Genomic DNA, 23,608 nt, shown 5'->3' with positions numbered 1-23,608 from the left:
ATGAGGAACGACATGAACCACCTCCGCCCGACCACGGTCGTCATCTCCACGATCGCCGTGGGGGTGATCGCGGTGTCCAGCGGCGTCGCCGCCCAGACCGCGTTCGCCGCCACCGACTACCCCTCGTGGGCCGACGTGCAGGCGGCGAAGGCGAACGTGGCCGACACGCAGACCGCCATCGACCGGGTGACCGAGCTGGCGACGGGCCTGCAGGAGTCCGCGGACCAGGCCAACAAGGCCGCGCTGATGGCGGGCGAGAAGTACGCGCAGGCCCAGGCCGCGCGCGACGCGCAGGCCGACAAGCTCGCGCGCCTGCAGAAGAAGGCGGACGAGGCGCAGGCCACCGCCCTCACCAGCCGGATGCGGGCGGGCCTCCTCGCGAGCCACCTCGCGCGCGCCGGGGGACAGGACATCACCGCGAGCCTGTTCTCGTCCGACGGCGACGACGCCGACGAGCTGCTGCGCTCGCTCGGCACCATGTCGAAGCTGTCCGAGAGCACGCAGTCCGTGTACCAGCAGGCGCTCTCCGACCGGAACAGCGCGGCGTCGCTCAGCGATCAGGCGCAGGTCGCCAAGGACGAGCTGGCGCGGCTCGCGGATGAGGCGCAGAAGTCGCTCGACTCCGCGAACTCCGCCGCCGCGACGGCCGAGGCCGCCGTGGCCGAGCAGGCGCGCAACAGCGACCAGCTCATCGCGCAGCTGGCGCTCCTCAAGGACTCGACCTCGGAGATCGAGGCGCAGTACATCCAGAGCATCACGCAGCCGCCGATCCCCGCGGCCGCGGCGGCGCCGTCCGGCGGATCCGGCGGCGGCTCGTCGTCCGGCGGCGGTGGCGGGTCGTCCTCGGGCGGCGGCGGCGGCTCGTCGTCCGGCGGTGGTGGCGGCGGCGGATCCAGCGCCCCGGCCCCCGCGCCCGCGCAGCCCGCGCCGTCACGGCCCGCGCCCGCCCCCGCGCAGCCGGCCCCGTCGCGCCCCGCGCCGGCGCCCGCACCCGCCCCGGCCCCCGCGCCCTCGGGCAACGCCGCCCAGGTGGCGATCGCGTTCGCCAAGGCCCAGCTCGGCGAGCCCTACCAGATCGGCGGCGCCGGACCCAACCAGTGGGACTGCTCGGGCCTCGTGATGATGGCGTACCGCGCGGCGGGCATCGACGTCGGCAGCCACTCGGTGAGCAGCCAGTACAACAGGATGCAGTCGCAGGGCCGCCTCGTCCCGTTCTCGCAGCGCCAGGCGGGCGACATCATCTTCTGGAACAGCGGCGACGGCTTCTACCACGACGCCATCTCGCTCGGCGGGGACACGATCATCGCGGCGCCGAAGCCCGGCGACGTGGTGAAGATCCAGGGCCTGTGGGGCGGCAGCGACCTCATGCCCTACGTCGGCCGACCCGGCTGATCCGCCGCTCCCGGACATGACGACGCCCGCCTCACCGCATCTGCTGCGGGGGCGGGCGTCGTCGTGTCAGGCGGTCGCGCGGATCAGGCGTCCTCCTCCGGCTCGCCGCCGTGGCCGTGGCCCTCGTCCTGGAGCTTGTCGAAGCCGGCCTGCACGATGCGCTCGGCCTCGGCCGCGTCGCCCCAGCCCTCCGTCTTGACCCACTTGCCGGGCTCGAGGTCCTTGTAGTGCTCGAAGAAGTGCTCGATCTCGCTGCGCGTCTGCTCCGGCACGTCCGCGATGTCCTGGATGTGCGCCCAGCGCGGGTCCTTCGCGGGGACGGCGATGACCTTGGAGTCGATGCCGGCCTCGTCGCTCATGTTGAACACGCCCACCGGGCGGACGGCGACGCCGACGCCGGGGAAGACCGGGTACTCGAGGAGCACGAGCACGTCGACGGGGTCGCCGTCGAGCCCGAGGGTGTTCTCGAAGAAGCCGTAGTCGGTGGGGTAGACGAACGACGTGAAGAGCACGCGGTCGAGGTACACGCGGCCCGTCTCGTGGTCGACCTCGTACTTGTTCCGGGACCCCTTGGGGATTTCGATGACGACGTCGTAGCTGGCCATGCGTGTGCTCCTCGTGGTTCTTCCGTGGGCGGATCGCTGCCATAACGTTAGTGGATGCCCTCCGAGCGCCCCCGTCTGACCCCCGCCGTCGCGGACCTCCGGCGGGCGGTGCGCGAGGCGCTCGCGGCGCTCGCCGGATCGCCCGCCGGCCCCGTGCTCGTCGCGCTCTCGGGCGGCGCCGACTCGCTGGCCCTCGCCGCGGCCGCCGCCTTCGAGGGGCCGCGCGCCGGCGTCGCCGTGGGCGCGGTCGTCGTCGACCACGGCCTCCAGGACGGATCCGCCGAGGTCGCCGCGCGCGCCGCCGACGCCGCGCGCGCCCTCGGCCTCGACCCCGTCGTCGTCACGCGCGTTCGGGTGGATCCGGGTGCCGGCGGCCCCGAGGCCGCCGCCCGCGCCGCCCGCTACGCCGCGTTCGACGACGCGCTCCGGGGGACCGGATCCCGCGCGCTGCTCCTCGCCCACACCCTCGACGACCAGGCGGAGACCGTGCTGCTCGGCCTCGCGCGCGGATCCGGCGCCGCGAGCCTGCACGGCATGGCCCGCTCCGCCCCGGCCCGCGCGGCCGACGCCGTCTACCTCCGGCCGCTGCTCGGGATCCGCGCCGCCACGACGCGCGCCGCCTGCGCCGACCAGGGCCTCGAGCCGTGGCGGGACCCGCACAACGCCGACCCCGCGTACGCCCGCGTCCGCGTGCGTCATGACGTCCTGCCCGTGCTGGAGCGCGAGCTCGGACCGGGCATCGCCGAGGCGCTCGCCCGCACGGCCGACCAGCTGCGCGAGGACGACGACGCGCTCGAGCACTTCGCCGCCGAGATGATCGAGGAGATCGCCGACCACGCCGAGGCCGGCATCTCGCTCGAGGTGGCGTCGCTCCTCGCCGCGCCGCCCGCCCTCCGGCACCGCCTGATCCGCCTGGCCGCCCGCGAGGAGTTCGCCGCGCACCTCTCCCGGACGCACGTCCTGGAGGTCGCCCGCCTCGTGACCGACTGGCACGGGCAGGGCCCGGTCGACCTGCCGGGCGTTAGGGTCGTACGCAGGGACGGACTCCTCGTCCTCAGCGCCAGGACGACGGAAGAGTGACATGAGATCCACCGAAATCGCCGACGACCTGACCGAGGTCCTGCACACCGAGGACGAGATCCACGGCCGCATCGCCGAGATGTGCCGCGAGATCGAGCGGGACTACGCGGGGGAGGAGCTGCTCCTCGTGGGCGTGCTGAAGGGCGCGGTCATGGTCATGGCCGACCTGGCGCGCGAGCTCGAGCTGCCGATCCACATGGACTGGATGGCCGTGAGCTCCTACGGCTCCGGCACGAAGTCGAGCGGCGTCGTCCGCATCCTCAAGGACCTCGACGCCGACCTCTCGGGCCGCCGCGTGCTCATCGTCGAGGACATCATCGACTCGGGCCTCACGCTCTCCTGGCTGCTCGCGAACCTCCGCTCGCGCGGCGCCGCGAGCGTCGAGGTGTGCGCGCTGCTGCGCAAGCCGGAGGCGGCGAAGATCGCGGTCGACGTCAAGTACGTGGGATTCGAGATCCCGGACGACTTCGTCATCGGCTACGGGCTCGACTACGCCGAGCGGTACCGCAACCTCCGCGACGTCGCGATCCTCGCGCCGCACGTCTACAGCTGACGCGCCGCCCCTCATCGCCCGTTCGGGGCCGCCGCACGTTCGGCTGGCGGCGAACACCGCGACCACGCTCAGACAGCCGCTTGTATCCTCAGAGACATCTCGTCGCCGTACGGCGCGGCACGGGCAGAAAGGTGTCGGGCCCGCGCCCCTACGCTCATGAACTTCAAGAAACTCCTCCGCAGCCCGATCCTCATCGTCGTCCTCGCCATCGTCGTGGTCACGGTCGGCTTCAGCCTCCTCACCGGATCCGGCTACAAGACCATCACCACGCAGCACGGCCTCGAGCTGATCAAGGACGGCAAGGTCGCCTCCGCCAAGATCATCGACGGTGAGCAGCGGGTCGACCTCACGCTCGCGAGCGCCGACGGCGACAACGGCACCATGGTGCAGTTCAACTACGTCGCCCAGCGCGGCGGCGAGATCGTCTCCGCCATCACGGACGCGAACCCGGCCAAGGGCTTCGACGACCAGGTGCCGCAGCCGAGCTGGCTCCTGTCGGCGTTCAGCATCCTGCTGCCGCTCCTGCTCATCGGCTTCTTCATCTGGATCATGTTCTCCGGCATGCAGGGCGGCGGGAACCGCGTCATGCAGTTCGGCAAGTCGAAGGCGAAGCTCGCCTCGAAGGACTCCCCGAAGGTGACGTTCGCCGACGTCGCCGGGTCGGACGAGGCCATCGAGGAGCTCGAGGAGATCAAGGACTTCCTCAAGGAGCCCGCCAAGTTCCAGGCCGTCGGCGCCCGCATCCCCAAGGGCGTGCTGCTGTACGGCCCTCCCGGCACCGGCAAGACCCTGCTCGCGCGCGCCGTCGCGGGCGAGGCGGGCGTGCCCTTCTACTCGATCTCCGGATCCGACTTCGTCGAGATGTTCGTGGGCGTGGGCGCGAGCCGCGTGCGCGACCTCTTCGAGCAGGCCAAGCAGAACGCGCCGGCCATCATCTTCGTCGACGAGATCGACGCGGTCGGCCGCCACCGCGGCGCCGGCGTCGGCGGCGGCAACGACGAGCGCGAGCAGACCCTCAACCAGCTCCTGGTGGAGATGGACGGCTTCGACGTCAAGACCAACGTCATCCTCATCGCGGCCACCAATCGGCCCGACGTGCTCGACCCCGCGCTCCTGCGCCCGGGCCGCTTCGACCGCCAGATCGGCGTCGACGCCCCGGACCTGCAGGGCCGCAAGCAGATCCTCGAGGTGCACGGGCGCGGCAAGCCGCTCGCCGCGGGCGTCAACCTCGAGGTGCTCGCGCGGAAGACGCCGGGCTTCACGGGCGCCGACCTCGCGAACGTCCTCAACGAGGCCGCGCTCCTCACGGCGCGCAGCGACGCCCAGCTCATCGACGACCGCGCGCTCGACGAGGCCGTCGACCGCGTCATGGCCGGGCCCCAGCGCCGCAGCCGCATCATGCGCGACCACGAGAAGCTCATCACCGCGTACCACGAGGGCGGGCACGCGCTCGCGGCGGCGGCCATGAACAACACGGATCCCGTCACCAAGGTCACGATCCTGCCGCGCGGCCGCGCCCTGGGCTACACGATGGTGCTGCCGCTGGAGGACAAGTACTCCGTCACCCGCAACGAGCTCCTCGACCAGCTCACGTACGCCATGGGCGGCCGCGTCGCGGAGGAGATCGTGTTCCACGACCCCACCACGGGCGCGTCGAACGACATCGAGAAGGCCACGTCCACGGCCCGCCGCATGGTCACCGAGTACGGCATGAGCGCCAAGGTCGGATCCGTGAAGCTCGGCTCCAGCTCGGGCGAGCCGTTCCTCGGGCGCGAGCTCGGCGGCGGACGCGACTACTCGGAGGACATGGCCCTCACGGTCGACGCCGAGGTGCGCGCGCTCCTCGACGGCGCGCACGACGAGGCCTGGCAGGTCATCAACGACAACCGCGACGTGCTCGACCGGCTCGCGACCGAGCTCCTCGAGAAGGAGACGCTCGACCACGACCAGCTGGCGGCGATCTTCGCGGACGTCAAGAAGCTGCCGCCGCGCCCGCAGTGGCTCTCCAGCGACAAGCGGCCGCTGTCCGACCTCCCGCCCGTGCCGATGCCGCAGAAGGCGCCCATCGACCAGGGCGTCGTCGACGGCGCGGTCGACTCGGAGCCGCCGGCCGGCAAGCCGAAGCGCTCGCCCTTCCCGCGTCCCGCGACGGCCTGACCCGGTGGGCGTCGACAGGGCGCGCATCGAGGCGGCCGTGGCCGAGCTGATCCTGGCCATCGGCGAGGACCCGCACCGCGAGGGCCTCGCGACCACCCCGGTGCGGGTGGCCGAGGCCTACGCGGAGTTCTTCGCGGGCGTGGGCGCGGATCCGCTCCGGCACCTGCGCGAGACGTTCCCGCTCCCGGAGACGGACGCGGCGCCGCAGCCCGTCATCGTCACGGGCATCGCGTTCCGCTCCATCTGCGAGCACCACCTGCTGCCGTTCACCGGCGTCGCGCACCTGGCCTACGTGCCGGGGGAGCGCATCGTCGGGCTCGGCCGCCTGCCGCGCGTCGTCGACGACCTCGCCTCCCGCCCGCAGATGCAGGAGCGGCTCGGCGAGCAGATCGCCCAGGCGCTCGAGGAGGGGCTCGGCGCGCGCGGCGTCGCGGTCATCCTCGACGCGACCCACGGCTGCGTCACCTCCCGCGGCACGCGCCAGGCCGGCAGCACGACCGTCACCATCGCGGCCCGCGGAACCCTCGCCGAGCCGTCGGCCCGTGCCGAGGTGCTCGCGCTGCTGCCCGCCGTCGGCGGCCGGGACCGGACGTGACCACGCCCGCGTCGGCCATCGCGCGCACCCTCGTGATGGGGATCCTCAACGCGACGCCCGACTCCTTCAGCGACGGCGGCCGGCACCTCGCGCTCGACGACGCCCTCGCGCACGCACGACGCATGGTCGCCGCGGGTGCGGACCTCGTCGACGTGGGCGGCGAGTCCACGCGGCCGGGGGCGCAGCGCGTCGACGCCGCCGAGGAGCTCGCCCGCGTGCTGCCCGTGGTGCGCGAGCTCGCCGCGGAGGGCGTCGCCGTGAGCGTCGACACCATGCGCGCGTCGACCGCCGAGGCGTGCGTCGCCGCGGGCGCCCGGGTGGTGAACGACGTGTCGGGCGGCCTCGCGGATCCGCGCATGGCGGCGGTCGTCGCCGGCGCCGACGTCGACTACGTGGCGATGCACTGGCGCGGCCACAGCGCCACCATGGCGGCGCGCGCGACCTACGCCGACACCGTGGGCGAGGTGCGCGACGAGCTGCGGGCTCGCATCGACGCGCTCCTGGCCGCGGGTGTGGATCCCGCGCGCATCGTGCTCGACCCCGGCCTCGGCTTCGCGAAGGACGCCGCCCACGACTGGCAGCTCCTCGGATCCCTCGACGCCGTCACGGACCTCGGCCACCGCGTGCTCGTGGGGGCCTCCCGCAAGCGCTTCCTCGGCCGGCTGCTGCCCGAGGGCGCGGCCGTCGAGGATCGCGACGTGCCGACCGCGGTCGTCAGCGCGCTGTCCGCGCGGGCCGGGGCGTGGGCCGTGCGCGTGCACGACGTCGCGTCCACGCGCGCGGCGCTCGCGGTCGAGGAGGCGTGGGCGCGCGGCCGGGTCGAGGCCGGGCGAGCGTCCGCCGCCCGATCCGCCGCATCCCGGCCCGCATCCGCCGGGTCGTCGCCCCTCGCCGGTCTGTCAGAGTAGGAGCATGAGCGCCGTGAGCCAGGACCGTGTCGTCGTCTCCCCGCAGGCGGTGCTCGTCCGCGTGGCGGTCGCCGCGCTCGTGGCGTCCGTGGTCCTCGGCGTCGGCCTGACCTTCCCGGCCGACCTCGCGGCCGGCGCGGGCGTCGTCGTCGTGGTCGTCAAGGTCGTCGCGCTCGTGCTCGGGCTCCTCGGATCGCTCGCGAGCGCCTACGCGTCCGTCGTGCTGCTGTCGCCCGCGCTCACCACGCTGGGCGCGGCGCTGTGGCCGGCCGCGGTCGTGCTGCTCGGCACGGCGCTCGGGATCGTCGGGGCGCTGCCGTTCTCGTCCGACGCGAGCGAGGGCGACGCGTCGCACGCGGTCCTCGGGCTCGTCGCCGCGGTGCTCGCCGTGCTCGGGATCGCCGCGGCCATCGCGTGGGCCGTCGTCCAGCGCCGCGTCGCCCGGCTCGCCGCCACCGCCCGCCGCGTCACCGAGACCGGCCGCCGCACCTCCGCGATCGTCACGGCCGTCCAGCGCCTCGACGGATCCGGTGATGCCGTCCGCGCGCGCCTCACCGTCGCGTTCACCGACGGCGACGGCCGCGACCACCACGTCACCCGCACCGTGACGACCGCCGACCGGCTGCTGCCGTCCGTCGGCGGCAAGCTCCCGCTCTGGTACGACCCGGCCGACCCGGGCGACCTCCCCTCCATCGTCGTGGGCCGGTCATGGTGACGAGCCTCCCGGCCGACCGCATCCTCCTCACCGGCCTCCGCGTGCACGCCCACCACGGCGTCTTCGCCCAGGAGCGCCGCGACGGCCAGCCGTTCGTGATCGACCTCGAGGTCGCGCTCGACCTCGCGCCCGCGGGCGGCAGCGACGAGCTGGCGCGCACGCTGCACTACGGCGAGCTCGCCGAGGAGGTCGCCGCGGCCGCCGAGCGCGATCCCGTCGACCTCATCGAGACGCTCGCCGAGCGCGTCGCGGGCGTCGTGCTGGCGCATCCGGTCGCGCGGTCCGTGCGCGTCACGGTGCACAAGCCGGATGCGCCCATCGCCGTGCCGTTCGACGACGTGGCCGTGGTCATCGAGCGCGCGTCGACCCTGCCGGCGCCCGGCGCGACCGTGCGGGCGGTGGTGGCGGTGGGATCCAACCTCGGCGACCGGCGCGCGACCATCGACGGCGCGCTCACCCGCGTCGACGCGGTGCCCGGCCTCCGCGTCGTGCGCGCCTCGGAGCTCGTGGAGTCCGTCGCCGTGACGCCCGAGGGGGAGGATCCGACCAAGCCCGGCTACCTCAACGGCGTCGTGCTCGTGGACTGCGCGATCGGCCCGCATGCGCTCCTCGACGCCCTCGCCGGCATCGAGCGCGAGCTCGGCCGCGTGCGCGCTGAGCGCTGGGGCGACCGCACCATCGACCTCGACGTCGTCGCGTACGGCGACGCGCGGATCCACGACGACCGCCTCACGCTGCCGCACCCGCGCGCCGCCGAGCGCGCGTTCGTGCTCGGGCCGTGGCTGCAGGCGGATCCCGACGCGGAGCTGCCCGGCCGCGGTCGCGTGGACGCGCTCCTCGCGGCGCTCGAGGCCGACGCCCGGGCTGCCCGTGCTGCCGACACCGAGGCGACGCCATGACCCGCACGCGCTCCACCACCCTCATCGCCCTGCTCATCGCGGGCGCGGCCGTGGGCTGGTTCGCCGAGAACGCGCTCCTCATGAGCGGCCGACCGCTCCTCATCCCGCCGCTCACGCTCGGCGCGACCCTGCTCATCGTCGGGATCGTGCTGCTCGCGCTCGCGCGCCCCATCCGCCGCTCGACGCTCGGCCGCACGCCCGGCCGCGTCGACCCGTTCCGCGCCACGCGCGTGGTCCTGCTCGCCAAGGCGTCCGCGCTCGCGGGCGCGCTGCTCGCCGGGGTCACGGGCGGCGTGCTCGCGTTCGTGCTGGCGCGGCCCGTGCTGCCCGGCGCGTCCTCCGTGGGGCTGGCGGTGGCCGGTACGGTGGGAGCCGTCGTCCTCCTCGTCGCCGGGCTGGTCGCCGAGCACTGGTGCACGGTCCCGCCCGACGACCCGGACGACCCGCGTCCCGGGGATCCGGCGCGCGAGGCCTCGTAGAGATCCCGCCCCACCGGAGGAGCACCGTGACCGCGAACGTCGACCCGCACGGCGTCCAGTGGCGCCGCGTCTCCCCGCGCCTCGTCGGCGTCGAGCTGGTGGGCGGCGTGATCACCGCCCTCGTCCTCGGCGGCGTCGCGGCGTTCCTCTTCTCCGTCGAGGCGCCGGGCTGGCTGCCGATCGTCCTGGGGGCCGCCGCGCTCCTCGAGCTGGTCGTGACCCTCGTGATCGTGCCCCGCCGCGTGCGCGCGATGGGCTACCAGCTGCGCGAGGACGACCTCGTCTTCCGTCGCGGCATCATGTGGACGCGCATCGTCGCCGTCCCGTACGGCCGGATGCAGCTCGTCGACATCACGCGCGGCCCCGTCGGCCGGGCGCTCGGCCTCGCCGACCTCAAGCTCGTGACGGCGGCGGCATCCGCCAGCATCCAGATCCCCGGCCTCCGGAACCAGGACGCCGAGGAGCTCCGCGACCACCTGGTGGCCCTCGCCGAGACGCGCCGGGCCGGGCTGTGACCGACGACGCGCCCGCGGATCCGGCGCCCTCCGCCGACCCCGCGCCCGCGATCCCCGCCACCGAGGCGCGCATCGCCGAGGAGCTCACCGACGGCGGCTGGCACCGCCTCCACCCGGCCACGCCCCTGCTGCGCGGCGGCGTCGTGTTCCTGCTGGCGATCGGCTTCCTCGTCTCGTCCTTCCGCGAGCAGCTCGTGGAGCGGTTCGTGCCCGGGCGAGAGCAGGCGGACGGCGAGTCCGACCTCATCCCGTGGCTCGTCGAGTCCGGCGCCCTCATCTGGGTGATCCTCGGCCTCCTCGCCTTCACGCTCCTCGCGGTCGGCATCTCCTACCTGTCGTGGCGCATGCACACGTTCCGCGTCACCGACGAGACCGTCGAGGTGCGCAGCGGGATCCTGTCGCGCACGAACCGGCGGGCCCGGCTCGACCGGATCCAGGGCGTGGGCATCACGCGTCCGCTCATCGCCCGGCTGATCGGCGCGGCGAAGCTCGAGATCCAGGTCGCGGGCAACGACGCGAACCTCCCGCTGCACTACCTCCGCTCGCGCGACGCGGACGCGTTCCGCCTCCGCGTGCTGCGGCTCGCGTCGGGCGCGCGCGCCGAGGCGGCCGGCTCCGGCGCGGCCGCCGGCGCTCCCGCGAACGCGCCGCGCGGCTTCGTCGGCTCCCGCGTCGACGAGTTCCTCGCGCCCGAGCTCGACCCGGACGCGGCCCCGCCGCAGTCGGTCGTGCGGATCCCGATCCCGCGCCTCATCGGCGCCGTGCTCCTGTCCGCGCCCACCGTGGTGCTCGTGCTGTTCGTGGTCGTCGGGATCCCGCTCATGGTGCGCTTCGAGGCCTGGTACCTGCTCGTGCCGCTGCTGCCCACGCTGCTCGGATCCGCCGGCTTCTTCGCGCGGCGCATCACCCGCTCGCTGCGCTACAGCGTCGCCGGCACCCCCGACGGCGTGCGCGTCGGCTTCGGCCTGCTCTCCACGAGCAACGACACCATCCCGCCCGGCCGGATCCACGCGGTCGAGGTCGTGCAGCCGCTGCTCTGGCGCGCGGCCGGCTGGTGGGAGATCCGCATCACGCGCGCCTCGCACTCGTCCGCGCCGGGGGCCGCCGGGCAGCAGAACACGTCGATCCTCCCCGTGGGCGACCGCCGGGACGTCGACCGCGTCCTCGGCCTGGTCCTCCCGCAGCTGGTGGGGGAGGACGCGCTCGCGCTCATCGGCACGGGCATGACCGGCCGCGGCGGGGGCGCCGACGACGGCTTCACGACGTCGCCCCGCCGCGCCTGGATCCTCAAGCCCTTCTCCTGGCGCCGCACCGGCTTCGCGGTCGACGACTCCGCGTTCCTCGTCCGCCGCGGCGTGATCTGGCGCCGCCTGATCGTCGTCCCGCACGCGCGCACGCAGGGCGTCGACCTCACGCAGGGCCCCATCGACCGCCGGCTGGACCTCGTCTCCGTGCGCGCGGCGACCGTCGCGGGCCCCGTGGACACCCGGCTCGGCGCCATCGACCGCGCCACGGGCGTGGAGCTGTCGACGCGCCTCGTCGCGGCGGCCGTCGCCTCCGCCCGGGCCGACACGTCGGCGCACTGGGGTGCCGAGGCCGCGAGCTGGCCGGCGCCGGGATCCGCGGCGGCGACCGCACCGGATCCCGTGATCGCGCCCGACGCCCCGCCCACCCCCGACGCCCCGCGCCACCGATCCACCCCCGAGGACCCCGCATGACCGCCCCGTCCCAGCGCTCCGGCCGCCTCGGCGTCGGCATCATCGGCGCGGGCCGCGTCGGCCCCGTCCTCGGCATGGCGCTCGCGGGCGCCGGCCACGCCATCACGGGCATCTCCGCGGTCTCGGAGGCGAGCCGCGAGCGCGCCGAGGCGATGCTGCCCGACGTGCCCGTGCTCGACATCCCCGAGATCGTCGAGCGCAGCGAGCTCGTGATCCTCGCCGTCCCCGACGCCGAGCTCCCCGGCCTCGTGTCCGGCCTCGCCGCCACGGGCGCCTGGCAGGCGGGCCAGCTGGTCATGCACACGTCGGCCGCGCACGGGATCCAGGTGCTCGCGCCCGCGTTCGCCGCCGGCATCATCCCGCTCGCCATCCACCCGGCGATGTCGTTCACCGGCACGAGCATGGACCTCAGCCGCATGCTCGACAGCTGGTTCGCCGTCACCGCCCCCGCGCCCGTGCTCCCCATCGCCCAGGTGCTCGTGGTGGAGATGGGCGGCGAGCCCGTCGTCGTCGAGGAGCGGGACCGCGCGGCCTACGCGGAGGCCATCGCCACCGCGACCACGTTCTCCACCGCGATCGTCGACCAGGCGGCGGGCCTCCTCGCGGGCATCGGCGTGGAGGAGCCGGGGCGCGTGCTCGGCCCGCTGATCCGCTCGGCCGTCGACGACGCGCTCCGCCGCTCCTCCGCAGCAGGCGGCGCGCGGCTCACCACGGGCGACGTCCCGCTGCCGGCGGACGAGGATCCGGACGCGCACTAACCTGGTGCGTCCGCGTCCCGAGCACCCGAGGAGCACCACGGCATGACGATCCCCGCGCCCACCGTCGTCACCGGCATCGCCGAGCTGCGCGCCCGCGTCCGCGACCACCGCGCCGCCCGCGCCGCCGCCGGCGAGGAGGCCGTCGTCGTCCTCGTCCCCACGATGGGCGCGCTGCACGAGGGCCACCTGGCGCACGCCCGCCGCGCCCGCGAGCTCGGATCCCTCGTGGTCGTCTCGATCTTCGTCAACCCGCTGCAGTTCGGCGCGGGGGAGGACCTCGACGCCTACCCGCGCACGCTCGACGCCGACGTCGAGGCGCTCGCCGCCACCGGCGTCGACCTCGTCTTCGCACCGTCCGCCGCCGAGATGTACCCGGACGGCCCGGCGCGCATCCGCGTCACCGGCGGATCCGTCGCCCTCGCGCTCGAGGGTCGCTCCCGCCCCGGCCACTTCGACGGCATGCTCACCGTCGTGGCGAAGCTCCTCCACATCTGCGCGCCCGACGTCGCCACGTTCGGCCGCAAGGACGCTCAGCAGCTGCACCTCGTGCGCCGCATGGTGCGCGACCTCGACCTGCCCGTCGTCATCGAGGAGCTGCCCACCGTGCGCGAGCCCGACGGCCTCGCCCTCTCCAGCCGCAACCGCTACCTCGACGACCGCGAGCGCCGCGCCGCCCGCGTCATCCCGGCCGCGCTCGAGGCCGCCCAGAGCGCGGGATCCCGCGGCATCGACGCCGTCATCGCCGCCGCGCAGTCGGTCGTCATGGGCGAGCCCGCCGTCGCGCTCGACTACTTCCAGGTGGTGGATCCCGCGACCTTCGAGCCCGTCGACGACGGCTACCGCGGCGTGGCCCTCGCCGTCGTCGCGGCCCGCGTCGGCAGCACGCGCCTCATCGACAACGACACGGTCGTCATCGCCTGATCCGCGTGCGGGCGCCGCGTCCGGCGCCCGTCCGACCGGCCGTGCCCGGCCCCCGCCCGCACCTGCGAGAATCGACGGGAGGCCGCTCGGCCGAGAAGCCCCTTCGACCCGCGAGGATCCGTCCGCACATGACCGACAGCCCCGGAACGCCCGCGACCACCGCCACGCCCGCCGCCGTGGAGGAGTCCGCCGAGGACATCGCCGAGCAGAAGGCCGTGCGCCTCGCCAAGCGCGCCCGCCTCAACGCCCAGGGCGGCCCCGGCGAGGGCGCGTACCCGGTGCAGGTCCCCGTCACGACAACCATCCCCGCGGTCCGCGCCGAGTTCGGCCACCTCGAGCCCGGCCAGGAGACCGACCACGTGGTCGGCATCGCCGGCCGCGTCGTCCACTTCCGCAACACCGGCAAGCTCTGCTTCGCCACGCTCCAGGCCGGCGACGGCACGCGCATCCAGGCCATGATCTCGCTGGCCGAGGTCGGCGACGAGGCGCTCGCCGCGTGGAAGGAGCTCGTCGACCTGGGCGACCACGTCTTCGTGGCCGGCCGCGTCATCGCGAGCCGCAAGGGCGAGCTGTCGATCATGGCCTCCGAGTGGCGCATCGCGTCCAAGGCCCTGCTGCCCCTGCCCAACCTGCACTCCGAGCTCTCCGACGAGACCCGCGTGCGCAGCCGCTACCTCGACCTCATCGTCCGCGACCAGGCCAGGAAGAACGTGCTCGACCGCGCGAAGGTCAACGCCTCCATGCGCGAGACGTTCCGCCAGCGCGGCTACGTCGAGGTCGAGACGCCCATGCTCCAGGTGATGCACGGCGGCGCATCCGCCCGCCCGTTCGTCACGCACTCCAACGCCTTCGACACGGAGATGTACCTCCGCATCGCGCCCGAGCTGTACCTCAAGCGCGCGGTGGTCGGCGGCATCGACCGCGTCTTCGAGATCAACCGCAACTTCCGCAACGAGGGCGCCGACTCCACGCACAGCCCCGAGTTCGCGATGCTCGAGGCGTACGAGGCCTACGGCGACTACACCTCCATCGCCGAGCTCACGCAGACGCTGGTGCAGGACGCGGCCATGGCCGTCGCCGGCAGCCACGTCGTCACGTGGGCCGACGGCACCGAGTACGACCTCGGCGGCGAGTGGGACCGCATCTCCATGTACGGCTCGCTGAGCGAGGCCGCCGGCGTCGAGATCACCCCCGCCACCACCGTCGACGAGCTGCAGGCCATCGCCGACCGCGAGGGCGTCGTCGTGCCGCTGAGCACGCACGGCAAGCTCGTCGAGGAGCTCTGGGAGCACTTCGTCAAGGGCGGCCTCGAGCGCCCCACCTTCGTGCTCGACTTCCCCGTCGAGACCTCGCCGCTCACGCGCGCGCACCGCTCCATCGAGGGCGTCGTCGAGAAGTGGGACCTCTACATCCGCGGCTTCGAGCTGGCCACCGGCTACTCCGAGCTCGTGGATCCCGTCGTCCAGCGCGAGCGCTTCGTCGACCAGGCGCGCCAGTCGGCGCGCGGCGACGACGAGGCCATGCCGCTCGACGAGGAGTTCCTCCGCGCGCTCGAGCACGGCATGCCGCCGTCGGGCGGCATGGGCATGGGGGTCGACCGGCTCCTCATGGCCATCACCGGCCTCGGCATCCGCGAGACCATCCTGTTCCCCTTAGTGAAGTAGGCACCCCATGCCCCTCGGCCCCAACGGCACCGACCCCAAGAAGCCCACCACCGCGCGCTACGCCCTCTGGATCATCGTGGGCGGCATCGCCGTCGTCATGATCGGCCAGGGCATCGCGGGCATCCTCACGTAGAGCGCGGCGTATCCTTCTCGCATGGATGCTTTCTGGGCGAGCGCGATCTGGTCGATCCTCCCCACCCTCGGCGTGGGGCTGATCTTCTGGTTCATCATGCGAGCCGTCATCCAGGCGGACAAGCAGGAGCGACGCGCCTACGCCGCCATCGAGGCGAAGGAGCGCGCCCGCATGGGCGTCCCCGCGCCCGACGCCGACCGCTAGCGCCCGCCGCCGAGGAGCCCGATCCGCCGCCTGGCGCATCGCGTCACGCCCACGGCGAACAGGGGCATGCACTGCTCGAACCCGTCGTTACTCTCTACATATCGGCGCCGGCCCCCTGCCCCGGTGCCCAGGGAGATACAGATGTTCGAGAGATTCACCGACCGCGCTCGTCGCGTCGTCGTCCTGGCCCAAGAAGAGGCCAAGATGCTCAACCACAACTACATCGGGACCGAGCACATCCTGCTCGGCCTCATCCACGAGGGCGAAGGCGTGGCCGCCAAGGCCCTGGAGTCGCTCGGCATCTCCCTCGATGCCGTCCGCGAACAGGTCCAGGACATCATCGGCCAGGGCCAGCAGCAGCCCACGGGTCACATCCCGTTCACGCCGCGCGCCAAGAAGGTCCTCGAGCTGTCGCTCCGCGAGGCCCTCCAGCTCGGCCACAACTACATCGGCACCGAGCACATCCTGCTCGGCCTGATCCGCGAGGGCGAGGGAGTCGCCGCGCAGGTGCTCGTCAAGCTCGGCGCGGACCTCAACCGCGTGCGCCAGCAGGTCATCCAGCTCCTGTCCGGATACCAGGGCAAGGAGGCGGTCGCCGTCGGCGGCGAGGCCCAGCAGAGCCAGCAGGCGGGCTCCACGGTCCTCGACCAGTTCGGGCGCAACCTCACGCAGGCCGCGCGCGACGGCAAGCTCGACCCCGTCATCGGGCGCGAGAAGGAGATCGAGCGCGTGATGCAGATCCTGTCGCGCCGCTCCAAGAACAACCCCGTCCTCATCGGCGAGCCCGGCGTCGGCAAGACCGCCGTCGTCGAGGGCCTGGCGCAGGCCATCGTCAAGGGCGACGTCCCGGAGACGCTGAAGGACAAGCAGCTCTACACGCTCGACCTCGGCTCGCTCATCGCCGGTTCCCGCTACCGCGGCGACTTCGAGGAGCGCCTCAAGAAGGTCACCAAGGAGATCCGCACCCGCGGCGACATCATCACCTTCATCGACGAGATCCACACCCTCGTCGGCGCGGGTGCCGCCGAGGGCGCGATCGACGCGGCCAGCATCCTCAAGCCGCTCCTGGCGCGCGGCGAGCTGCAGACCATCGGCGCCACCACGCTCGACGAGTACCGCAAGCACTTCGAGAAGGACGCGGCCCTCGAGCGCCGCTTCCAGCCGATCCAGGTGCAGGAGCCCTCGCTGCCGCACACGATCAACATCCTGAAGGGCCTGCGCGACAAGTACGAGGCGTTCCACAAGGTGTCCATCACCGACGGCGCCATCGTCTCGGCGGCGAACCTCGCCGACCGCTACATCGCCGACCGCTTCCTGCCGGACAAGGCCATCGACCTGATCGACGAGGCCGGCGCGCGCCTGCGCCTCTCGATCCTGTCGGCCCCGCCGGAGCTCCGCGAGTTCGACGAGAAGATCTCCGTGGTCCGCGTGGCCAAGGAGACGGCCATCGAGGACCAGGACTTCGAGAAGGCCGCGAGCCTGCGCGACGAGGAGAAGAACCTCCTCGGCGAGCGGCTCCGCCTCGAGAAGCAGTGGCGCTCGGGCGACGTCCGCACCACCGCCGAGGTCGACGAGGGCCTGATCGCCGAGGTGCTGGCGCAGGCCACGGGCATCCCGGTCTTCAAGCTCACGGAGGAGGAGTCCTCGCGGCTCGTCTTCATGGAGAAGGCCCTGCACCAGCGGGTCATCGGCCAGGAGGAGGCCATCTCGGCCCTGTCCAAGACCATCCGCCGCACGCGCGCCGGCCTCAAGGACCCGCGTCGTCCCTCGGGATCGTTCATCTTCGCCGGCCCCACGGGCGTCGGCAAGACGGAGCTCGCGAAGGCCCTGGCGGAGTTCCTCTTCGACGACGAGGACGCCCTCATCTCGCTCGACATGAGCGAGTACGGCGAGAAGCACACCGTGAGCCGCCTCTTCGGCGCCCCTCCCGGATTCGTCGGCTTCGAGGAGGGCGGCCAGCTCACCGAGAAGGTGCGCCGCAAGCCGTTCTCCGTGGTGCTCTTCGACGAGATCGAGAAGGCCCACCCGGACATCTTCAACTCGCTGCTCCAGATCCTGGAGGAGGGACGCCTGACGGATGGCCAGGGCCGCGTGGTCGACTTCAAGAACACGGTCATCATCATGACCACCAACCTCGGCACCAAGGACATCACTGGTGCCCCGGTCGGGTTCCAGGTCGAGAACAACGCCGCGAACTCCTACGAGCGCATGAAGGGCAAGGTCAGCGAGGAGCTGAAGAAGAACTTCAAGCCCGAGTTCCTCAACCGCGTGGACGACACCATCGTCTTCCCGCAGCTGTCGAAGCCCGAGCTGCTCCAGATCGTCGACCTGTTCGTGAAGCGCCTGTCGGACCGCATGATGGACCGCGACCTCACGATCACGCTCGAGACCGCCGCGAAGGAGCGCCTCATCGAGGTCGGCTTCGACCCGTCGCTCGGCGCCCGGCCTCTGCGCCGCGCGGTGCAGCACGAGATCGAGGACCGCCTGTCGGAGCGCATCCTGCAGGGCGACCTCAACGCGGGCGACCACGTGCACGTGGACTACGTGGACGGCCAGTTCACGTTCGTCACCACGCAGCGCGAGGGGCTCACGGTCGGCGCCGGCATCGGCACCGGTCCCGGCACCCCGGACCTCGCCATCACCAGCGAGTAGTCCCGCACGACCACGACGGCCCGTCGTCCCCGAGAAGGGGGCGGCGGGCCGTCGCCGTGTCCGCGGGTCGCGGCTGCGGGTGCGCTCCGAGCCGCTGTCGCCGCCGCGTGCCCCGGGCCAGGATGGACGGGGGCGGAACCGCCCCACGAAGGAGATGCTCGCTGATGAGAATTGCCGTCACCGGGGGCTCGGGGAAGCTCGGCCGCCACGTCGTCGCCGACCTGCGCGCCCACGGACACGAAGTCACCAACATCGACCAGGTGGGGGAGCGCGGATCCGGCTACGTCCGCGTCGACACCACCGACTACGGGCAGGTGGTCGACGCCCTGTTCGGCGTCCAGGACCTGCACGACGGGTTCGACGCGATCGTGCACCTCGCCGCGATCCCGGCCCCCGCGATCCTGAGCGACGTGGCCACGTTCCACAACAACATGCTCACGAGCTTCAACGTCTTCCAGGCCGCGCGCCGGGCGGGCATCACGAAGGTGGTCTACGCGTCGAGCGAGACCGTGCTCGGCCTGCCGTTCGACGTGCCGCCGCCGTACATCCCCGTCGATGAGGAGTACCCGGCGCAGCCCAACAGCACGTACTCGCTCGTGAAGCACCTCGAGGAGCAGATGGCCATCGAGCTGTGCCGCTGGGATCCCGAGCTGCAGGTCACCGCGCTCCGCTTCTCCAACGTCATGGACGTCGACGACTACGACGCGTTCCCGGGCTTCGACGACGACGCGCTCGCGCGCAAGTGGAACCTGTGGGGCTACATCGACGGCCGCGACGGCGCGCAAGCCGTCCGCAAGGCGCTCGAGCACGACGGGACCGGCTTCGACCGCTTCATCGTCGCCAACGCCGACACCGTCATGAGCCGCTCCTCCGCGGAGCTCGCCGCCGAGGTCTTCCCCGGCGTCGAGGTCACGAAGGAGCTCGGCGAGCACGAGACGCTGCTGTCCATCGACAAGGCTCGGCGGATCCTCGGCTACGAGCCCGAGCACACCTGGCGCGACCACGCGCCGGCCACCACGGGCGAGGACCTGGTCGCGGGGCACCCTTCTTGAGGTACGTCCGCCTGGGCAGCACCGGGACCGAGGTGTCGGCCATCGCCCTCGGCTGCATGAGCTACGGCGAGCCGACGCGCGGTGGCCACGCGTGGACGCTCTCCGAGGAGGACTCGCGGCCGCTCATCCAGAGCGCGGTCGAGCTCGGGATCACCTTCTTCGACACCGCGAACGTGTACTCCGACGGGTCGAGCGAGGAGATCACCGGCCGCGCCCTGAAGGAGCTGACGAGGCGCGAGGAGGTGGTCATCGCCACCAAGGTGCACGGCGCCATGGGGGAGGGGCCGAACTCGCGCGGGCTGTCGCGCAAGCACATCATGTGGCAGATCGACGAGAGCCTCCGCCGGCTCGGGACCGACTACGTGGACCTGTACCAGATCCACCGCTACGACCCCGCGACGCCGCTCGAGGAGACCCTCGAGGCGCTCGACGACCTCGTGAAGGCGGGCAAGGTGCGCTACCTCGGCGCCTCGTCGATGGACGCCTGGCGGTTCTCGAAGGCGCTGCACCTGCAGCGGGCGAACGGCTGGTCGCGGTTCGTCACGATGCAGGACCACTACAACCTCGTCAACCGCGAGGAGGAGCGCGAGATGCTGCCCCTCTGCGCCGACGAGGGCGTGGGATCCCTGCCGTGGAGCCCGCTCGCCCGCGGGCGCCTGACGCGCGACTGGGATGCGTGGACCGCCCGCAGCGAGACCGACGAGTTCGGGTCGACGCTGTACGCCGCGCAGGAGGACTCGGACCGCCGGGTCGCCGCGCGCGTCGCGGAGGTCGCCGAGGCGCGCGGGGTGCCGCGCGCGCAGGTCGCCCTCGCGTGGGTGTCGCGGAACCCCGTCGTGACCGCGCCCATCGTGGGCGGCACGAAGGTCGCGCACATCGAGGACGCGGTCGCGTCGCTCGACCTCGAGCTCACGGACGACGAGGTGGCCCTGCTCGAGGAGCACTACGTGCCGCACGCGGTCGTCGGCTACTAGTCGCACCGGGATCGCCCGCGCAGGTCCGACTTGCGCGGGCGGTCCTTCGTCCCCTACTCTGAACGGAGCCACAGACCGCTGGTCGTCGGCGTGCCTCCGCAAGGGGAATCGCCGGACGAAGGTTCACTCAGGTGAAGGCCCGCGCAGGTGATCGAAGCAAGAACCGCGCACGCCCCGAGGGCCTGCGCGTCACTCCCGCTCCGGCCTCCTGTGCCGGAGCGTTTCTCATGTGTGCAGCCGGGGGCTGCCAGCACCTCGCACCGCTTCCGCGGTGTCGGGGAACCACGTGATAAGGAGTGCCATGGCGAACAAGGAAGCCTCGGTCGCCGAGCTCGCGGAGAAGTTCCGCAGCTCGAACGCCGTACTGCTCACCGAGTACCGCGGTCTCACCGTTGCCCAGCTCAAGCAGCTGCGGAAGAGCATCAGTGCAGACGCGACCTACGCCGTGGTGAAGAACACGCTGACCAAGATCGCGGCGAACCAGGCGGGGATCTCGTCGTTCGACGACGAGCTCGTCGGCCCGTCCGCGATCGCGTTCGTGCACGGCGACACCGTCGCCGTCGCGAAGGCGCTGCGTGCCTTCACCAAGGCCAACCCTCTTCTCGTCGTGAAGGGCGGTTACTTCGACGGCAACCCCCTGACGGCGGACGAGGTGAACAAGCTCGCCGACCTCGAGTCGCGGGAGGTGCTGCTCGGCAAGCTCGCCGGCGCCTTCAAGGCCTCGCTCTTCGGCGCGGCGTACCTGTTCAACGCACCGCTCTCGCAGGCCGTACGCACCGTCGAGGCGCTGCGCGAGAAGCAGGAATCGGCTCAGTAGCACCCCTCGGGTCCCATCCCCGGGGCGCGATGCACTGATCCACGAGACACCACACCAACCCAAGGAGATACATCATGGCAAAGCTCTCTAACGACGAGCTCATCGAGGCCTTCAAGGAGCTCACGCTCATCGAGCTCAGCGACTTCGTCAAGAAGTTCGAGGAGGTCTTCGAGGTCACCGCCGCGGCGCCCGTCGCCGCTGCCGCCGCCCCCGGCGCCGCTGCCCCCGCCGAGGAGGTCGAGGAGAAGACCGCGTTCGACGTCATCCTCGAGGCCGCCGGCGACAAGAAGATCCAGGTCATCAAGGAGGTGCGCGCCCTCACCAGCCTCGGCCTCGGTGAGGCGAAGGCCCTCGTCGACGGAGCCCCCAAGGCCGTCCTGGAGGGCGCCAACAAGGAGGCCGCCGACAAGGCCAAGGCCCAGCTCGAGGCCGCGGGCGCGACGGTCACCGTCAAGTAGCTCGTACCACCGCACAGCGCCCAGGGCGCCGATCCCCTTCCGGGGGTCGGCGCCCTGCGTCGTATCCGGGGCGGCACAGGACCAGGCCCCGGCGGGATCAGGCCCCGGAGCCCCGTCGGAGGTCGTGGCCAAGGGCCCGCGCCCGGTCGACCGCCTCGGCGCGGGACGACGCGTCGAGCTTCCGGTAGACGCTCCGCACGTGCGACTTCACCGTGTTCGGCGAGATGAACAGCCGGCCGGCGATCTGCGCGACCGTGAGCCCGTCGGCGAGGCACGCCACGATGGCCCGCTCGCGCTCGCTCAGCGGCTCGGCGCGGGCCGGCGCCGGCACCGTCGGCGCGCCCGGCGCGGACTCGACGCGCATCCCCTCCATCATCCGGCGCACGTCCGGCGGCTGCTCGCGCTCCAGCGCTCGCTCCCGCAGCGCCGCGGCGGCGGAGGCGGGGAAGACCGCGAACGGTCGGCGGATGCCCGACGTGGCCGCATGCCGCGCGGCGCGGTCGTAGGCGTGGTCGCCCCGTGCGTGGTCGCCGAGCCCGCTGTGCGCGGCCGCGACGACGAGCAGGACGTCCCCGAGTGTGCGCCCGGCGTGGGCGTCGTCGAGCGCCAGGCAGTCGGCGACCTCCGCGAGGGCGCCCTGGTGGTCGCCGGCCAGCACGCGCAGTCGTCCGGCGACCATGGCCGGGCACGTGGAGTGGTGCTCGGTCGGCGCGAGCGTGCGGACGAGATCCCATGCCGCCGCCGTCTGCCCGAGGTGCATGAGCAGCGACGCGCGCAGGGAGTCGCGCATGGTCGGCACCGGCCCCTGCTCCTGCCAGGCCGTCCCGCGGGTGTGCAGGCGGCGGAGGTGGTCGAGCGCGTCGAGCCGCAGTCCGCGGATGGCCGCGACGGTCGCCTCCGCGTAGAGGCCGAGCAGCTCCCAGTCGGTGCCCGCGCACAGGGGGCGGAGGTCGTCGAGCAGTGAGCGGGCGGCATCCCGGCGCATCTCGTCCACGGCGATGAGCGCGGCCGTGATCTCGGTCGGCGCCCGGAAGCCGCTCCGCGCGAGCTCCGGCCCGGCGCCGTCCGCCGCGAGGAGCTCCCGCGCCTGATCCACGAGCTCGCGCGCCTCCTCCATCTCGCCCAAGCAATAGGCCACGTAGGCGAGCGCGCCGCGGCACTCCAGCCGGTCCGCGAGCACCAGGTGTCGCGCCGCCAGCGCCTCGGCGATCCGCAGCTCGTCGCGCGCCGCCGTGAACGCGCCGAGGTGCGCGAGCACCAGCCCCTCCTGCAGCGCGACCGCGGCCTGCAGGGAGATGCGGGCCGACAGGGCGATGCCGCGCTCCGAATCGAGCAGCCGGCGCGCGTCGGCGAGGGCGCCGCGCGCGTCGGCGAGCCGGCCCGTGCGCCGGTCGCCGGCGGCGCGGTGCACGAGCACGGCGGCGCGCACGACGGGGGCGGGCGGCGGATCCGCGGTGAGCAGCAGCTCGACGGCGGAGCGGTAGGGGAACGAGGCCCGCCGGTCGGACTCCGACGTGCCGCGGTAGGTGGCGGCGATGCCCGCGACCATCCAGGCGTCGTCCTCCCACGCCGCGGGCGGGAGGCGGTCGTAGAGGGCGCGGATCCGGTGGGGGTGCAGGTCGACGTGGTGCGGCCAGGCCCGGGCGATCGCGCGGGCCGCCGCGGCCGCGTCGCCGCGATCGAGGGCCTCGTCCACGGCGTGCTCCAGGGACTCGACGGTCTGCGCGTCGGCCATCGCACCTCCTGCGGCCGCTGCCGGCCTGCATCCGGCCGGGTGCATCTCAGGCTAGGACGGTCTCGGCCCCTCGGTGCGATCGGATCGCGGCGGCCGACCGGCCCGGGGAGCGGATCCGGCTCGACATATCGATAGCTCAGCTATACGATTGGGGCATGACCTCGACCGATCCGGACCTCCGCGCCGTCCTCGGCGACCTGGTGACGGCCGGCCACCGGCTCACCCGCCTCGCCGCCCACGAGGTCGGCGGCACGAGCTCGCCCGCCATCTGGCGGACCCTCTCCGTGCTGGTGACCTGGCCGGGCGGGATGCGCCTCGGCGTGCTCGCCGACCGCAGCCGCGTCTCGCAGCCCACGACCACCAAGATCGTGCGCTCGCTCGTCGGCCAGGGCTGGATCGCGCAGGTGACGGACCCCTCCGACGCCCGCGCGACCCTGCTCGAGATCACGCCCGCGGGCCGCGCCGCCCTCGACGACTGGCGCGACCGCCTCGCGACCGCGCTCGTGCCGCGCTTCGCCGACCTGCCCGCCGACGACGTGGCCGTGCTCGCCCGGGCCGTCGAGCTCGTCATGGCGCGCATCGACGGCGACCCGCCCGGCGCGGCCTGAGCCCGCCGGCCCTCCC

General features: G+C 73.2%; 24 protein-coding genes. 22 read left to right on the top strand and 2 right to left on the bottom strand.

Annotation, left to right across the window (positions count from 1 at the left end; all coding sequences use genetic code 11):
- Window positions 1-12 precede the first annotated feature (12 nt).
- Window positions 13-1,392: a C40 family peptidase gene (locus ACMT9T_RS06060; RefSeq protein WP_414744694.1), complete on the top strand. Its 1,380-nt coding sequence runs from the start codon at window positions 13-15 to the stop codon at window positions 1,390-1,392.
- An 83-nt stretch (window positions 1,393-1,475) separates the two neighbouring features.
- On the opposite strand, the gene ppa is transcribed toward ACMT9T_RS06060, so the two are convergent.
- Complete coding sequence (gene ppa / locus ACMT9T_RS06055) at window positions 1,476-1,997, bottom strand: inorganic diphosphatase (RefSeq protein WP_414744693.1); 522 nt, start codon at window positions 1,995-1,997, stop codon at window positions 1,476-1,478.
- Between the two features lie 54 nt (window positions 1,998-2,051).
- Between ppa and tilS the strand changes: the two genes are divergently transcribed.
- The 20 genes from tilS to rplL all read left to right on the top strand — a co-directional run bounded on the left by tilS (window position 2,052) and on the right by rplL (window position 21,249).
- Entirely contained in the window at window positions 2,052-3,077 is a 1,026-nt protein-coding gene (tilS, locus tag ACMT9T_RS06050) for a tRNA lysidine(34) synthetase TilS (RefSeq protein WP_414744692.1), read from the top strand.
- 1 nt (window position 3,078) lies between these two features.
- Window positions 3,079-3,630, top strand: a complete 552-nt coding sequence (hpt, locus tag ACMT9T_RS06045; protein WP_414744691.1) for a hypoxanthine phosphoribosyltransferase — start codon at window positions 3,079-3,081, stop codon at window positions 3,628-3,630.
- A 156-nt stretch (window positions 3,631-3,786) separates the two neighbouring features.
- Window positions 3,787-5,787, top strand: a complete 2,001-nt coding sequence (ftsH, locus tag ACMT9T_RS06040) for an ATP-dependent zinc metalloprotease FtsH (RefSeq protein WP_414744690.1) — start codon at window positions 3,787-3,789, stop codon at window positions 5,785-5,787.
- A gap of 4 nt (window positions 5,788-5,791) precedes the next feature.
- Complete coding sequence (gene folE / locus ACMT9T_RS06035) at window positions 5,792-6,382, top strand: GTP cyclohydrolase I (RefSeq protein WP_414744689.1); 591 nt, start codon at window positions 5,792-5,794, stop codon at window positions 6,380-6,382.
- A gap of 35 nt (window positions 6,383-6,417) precedes the next feature.
- Window positions 6,418-7,290: a dihydropteroate synthase gene (gene folP / locus ACMT9T_RS06030; protein ID WP_414745861.1), complete on the top strand. Its 873-nt coding sequence runs from the start codon at window positions 6,418-6,420 to the stop codon at window positions 7,288-7,290.
- A gap of 4 nt (window positions 7,291-7,294) precedes the next feature.
- Window positions 7,295-8,005 (top strand): DUF3592 domain-containing protein, encoded by a 711-nt coding sequence (locus ACMT9T_RS06025; RefSeq protein WP_414744688.1) that lies wholly within the window; start codon window positions 7,295-7,297, stop codon window positions 8,003-8,005.
- Window positions 7,999-8,904 (top strand): 2-amino-4-hydroxy-6-hydroxymethyldihydropteridine diphosphokinase, encoded by a 906-nt coding sequence (gene folK, locus ACMT9T_RS06020; protein ID WP_414744687.1) that lies wholly within the window; start codon window positions 7,999-8,001, stop codon window positions 8,902-8,904. The genes ACMT9T_RS06025 and folK overlap by 7 nt, the downstream gene beginning before the upstream one ends.
- A complete protein-coding gene (locus ACMT9T_RS06015) occupies window positions 8,901-9,383 on the top strand; it encodes a DUF3180 domain-containing protein (protein WP_414744686.1) in 483 nt (160 codons plus the stop codon). Before folK ends, ACMT9T_RS06015 begins: the two co-directional genes overlap by 4 nt.
- 26 nt (window positions 9,384-9,409) lie before the next feature.
- Complete coding sequence (locus tag ACMT9T_RS06010; RefSeq protein WP_414744685.1) at window positions 9,410-9,898, top strand: PH domain-containing protein; 489 nt, start codon at window positions 9,410-9,412, stop codon at window positions 9,896-9,898.
- Entirely contained in the window at window positions 9,895-11,616 is a 1,722-nt protein-coding gene (locus ACMT9T_RS06005) for a PH domain-containing protein (RefSeq protein WP_414744684.1), read from the top strand. Before ACMT9T_RS06010 ends, ACMT9T_RS06005 begins: the two co-directional genes overlap by 4 nt.
- Window positions 11,613-12,374 carry a Rossmann-like and DUF2520 domain-containing protein gene (locus ACMT9T_RS06000; protein WP_116052842.1) on the top strand — a complete coding sequence of 254 codons (762 nt, stop codon included), beginning with the start codon at window positions 11,613-11,615 and terminating at the stop codon, window positions 12,372-12,374. The genes ACMT9T_RS06005 and ACMT9T_RS06000 overlap by 4 nt, the downstream gene beginning before the upstream one ends.
- A 42-nt stretch (window positions 12,375-12,416) precedes the next feature.
- Complete coding sequence (gene panC / locus ACMT9T_RS05995) at window positions 12,417-13,295, top strand: pantoate--beta-alanine ligase (RefSeq protein WP_414744683.1); 879 nt, start codon at window positions 12,417-12,419, stop codon at window positions 13,293-13,295.
- 128 nt (window positions 13,296-13,423) lie between these two features.
- The gene (gene lysS / locus ACMT9T_RS05990) at window positions 13,424-14,959 is read left to right on the top strand and encodes a lysine--tRNA ligase (protein WP_414744682.1); all 1,536 of its coding nucleotides are present in this window, start codon (window positions 13,424-13,426) and stop codon (window positions 14,957-14,959) included.
- Window positions 14,960-14,966: 7 nt separating this feature from the next.
- Window positions 14,967-15,092, top strand: coding sequence for a hypothetical protein (locus ACMT9T_RS05985; protein WP_268745656.1), 126 nt, complete (start codon window positions 14,967-14,969; stop codon window positions 15,090-15,092).
- Between the two features lie 21 nt (window positions 15,093-15,113).
- Window positions 15,114-15,296 (top strand): hypothetical protein, encoded by a 183-nt coding sequence (locus tag ACMT9T_RS05980; protein WP_116052838.1) that lies wholly within the window; start codon window positions 15,114-15,116, stop codon window positions 15,294-15,296.
- A gap of 141 nt (window positions 15,297-15,437) precedes the next feature.
- The gene (locus ACMT9T_RS05975; RefSeq protein ID WP_414744681.1) at window positions 15,438-17,948 is read left to right on the top strand and encodes an ATP-dependent Clp protease ATP-binding subunit; all 2,511 of its coding nucleotides are present in this window, start codon (window positions 15,438-15,440) and stop codon (window positions 17,946-17,948) included.
- A 164-nt stretch (window positions 17,949-18,112) separates the two neighbouring features.
- Window positions 18,113-19,000 carry an NAD-dependent epimerase/dehydratase family protein gene (locus ACMT9T_RS05970; protein WP_414744680.1) on the top strand — a complete coding sequence of 296 codons (888 nt, stop codon included), beginning with the start codon at window positions 18,113-18,115 and terminating at the stop codon, window positions 18,998-19,000.
- Window positions 18,997-19,974 (top strand): aldo/keto reductase, encoded by a 978-nt coding sequence (locus tag ACMT9T_RS05965; RefSeq protein ID WP_414744679.1) that lies wholly within the window; start codon window positions 18,997-18,999, stop codon window positions 19,972-19,974. The genes ACMT9T_RS05970 and ACMT9T_RS05965 overlap by 4 nt, the downstream gene beginning before the upstream one ends.
- A 301-nt stretch (window positions 19,975-20,275) precedes the next feature.
- Window positions 20,276-20,791, top strand: coding sequence for a 50S ribosomal protein L10 (gene rplJ, locus ACMT9T_RS05960; protein ID WP_015489565.1), 516 nt, complete (start codon window positions 20,276-20,278; stop codon window positions 20,789-20,791).
- A gap of 74 nt (window positions 20,792-20,865) precedes the next feature.
- Entirely contained in the window at window positions 20,866-21,249 is a 384-nt protein-coding gene (gene rplL / locus ACMT9T_RS05955) for a 50S ribosomal protein L7/L12 (protein ID WP_012037546.1), read from the top strand.
- Window positions 21,250-21,346: 97 nt separating this feature from the next.
- Here rplL and ACMT9T_RS05950 read toward each other — a convergent pair whose 3' ends face one another.
- Window positions 21,347-22,984, bottom strand: coding sequence for a helix-turn-helix transcriptional regulator (locus ACMT9T_RS05950; protein WP_414744678.1), 1,638 nt, complete (start codon window positions 22,982-22,984; stop codon window positions 21,347-21,349).
- Window positions 22,985-23,139: 155 nt separating this feature from the next.
- Between ACMT9T_RS05950 and ACMT9T_RS05945 the strand changes: the two genes are divergently transcribed.
- Window positions 23,140-23,592, top strand: coding sequence for a MarR family winged helix-turn-helix transcriptional regulator (locus tag ACMT9T_RS05945; protein WP_414744677.1), 453 nt, complete (start codon window positions 23,140-23,142; stop codon window positions 23,590-23,592).
- Window positions 23,593-23,608 lie beyond the last annotated feature (16 nt).

It is taken from the genome of Clavibacter vidaverae, from assembly GCF_047529985.1.
Classification (GTDB): Bacteria; Actinomycetota; Actinomycetes; order Actinomycetales; family Microbacteriaceae; genus Clavibacter; species Clavibacter nebraskensis_A.
The sequence above is the reverse complement of the archived record's forward strand: the minus strand, read 5'-3'. Positions and strand labels throughout refer to the sequence as shown.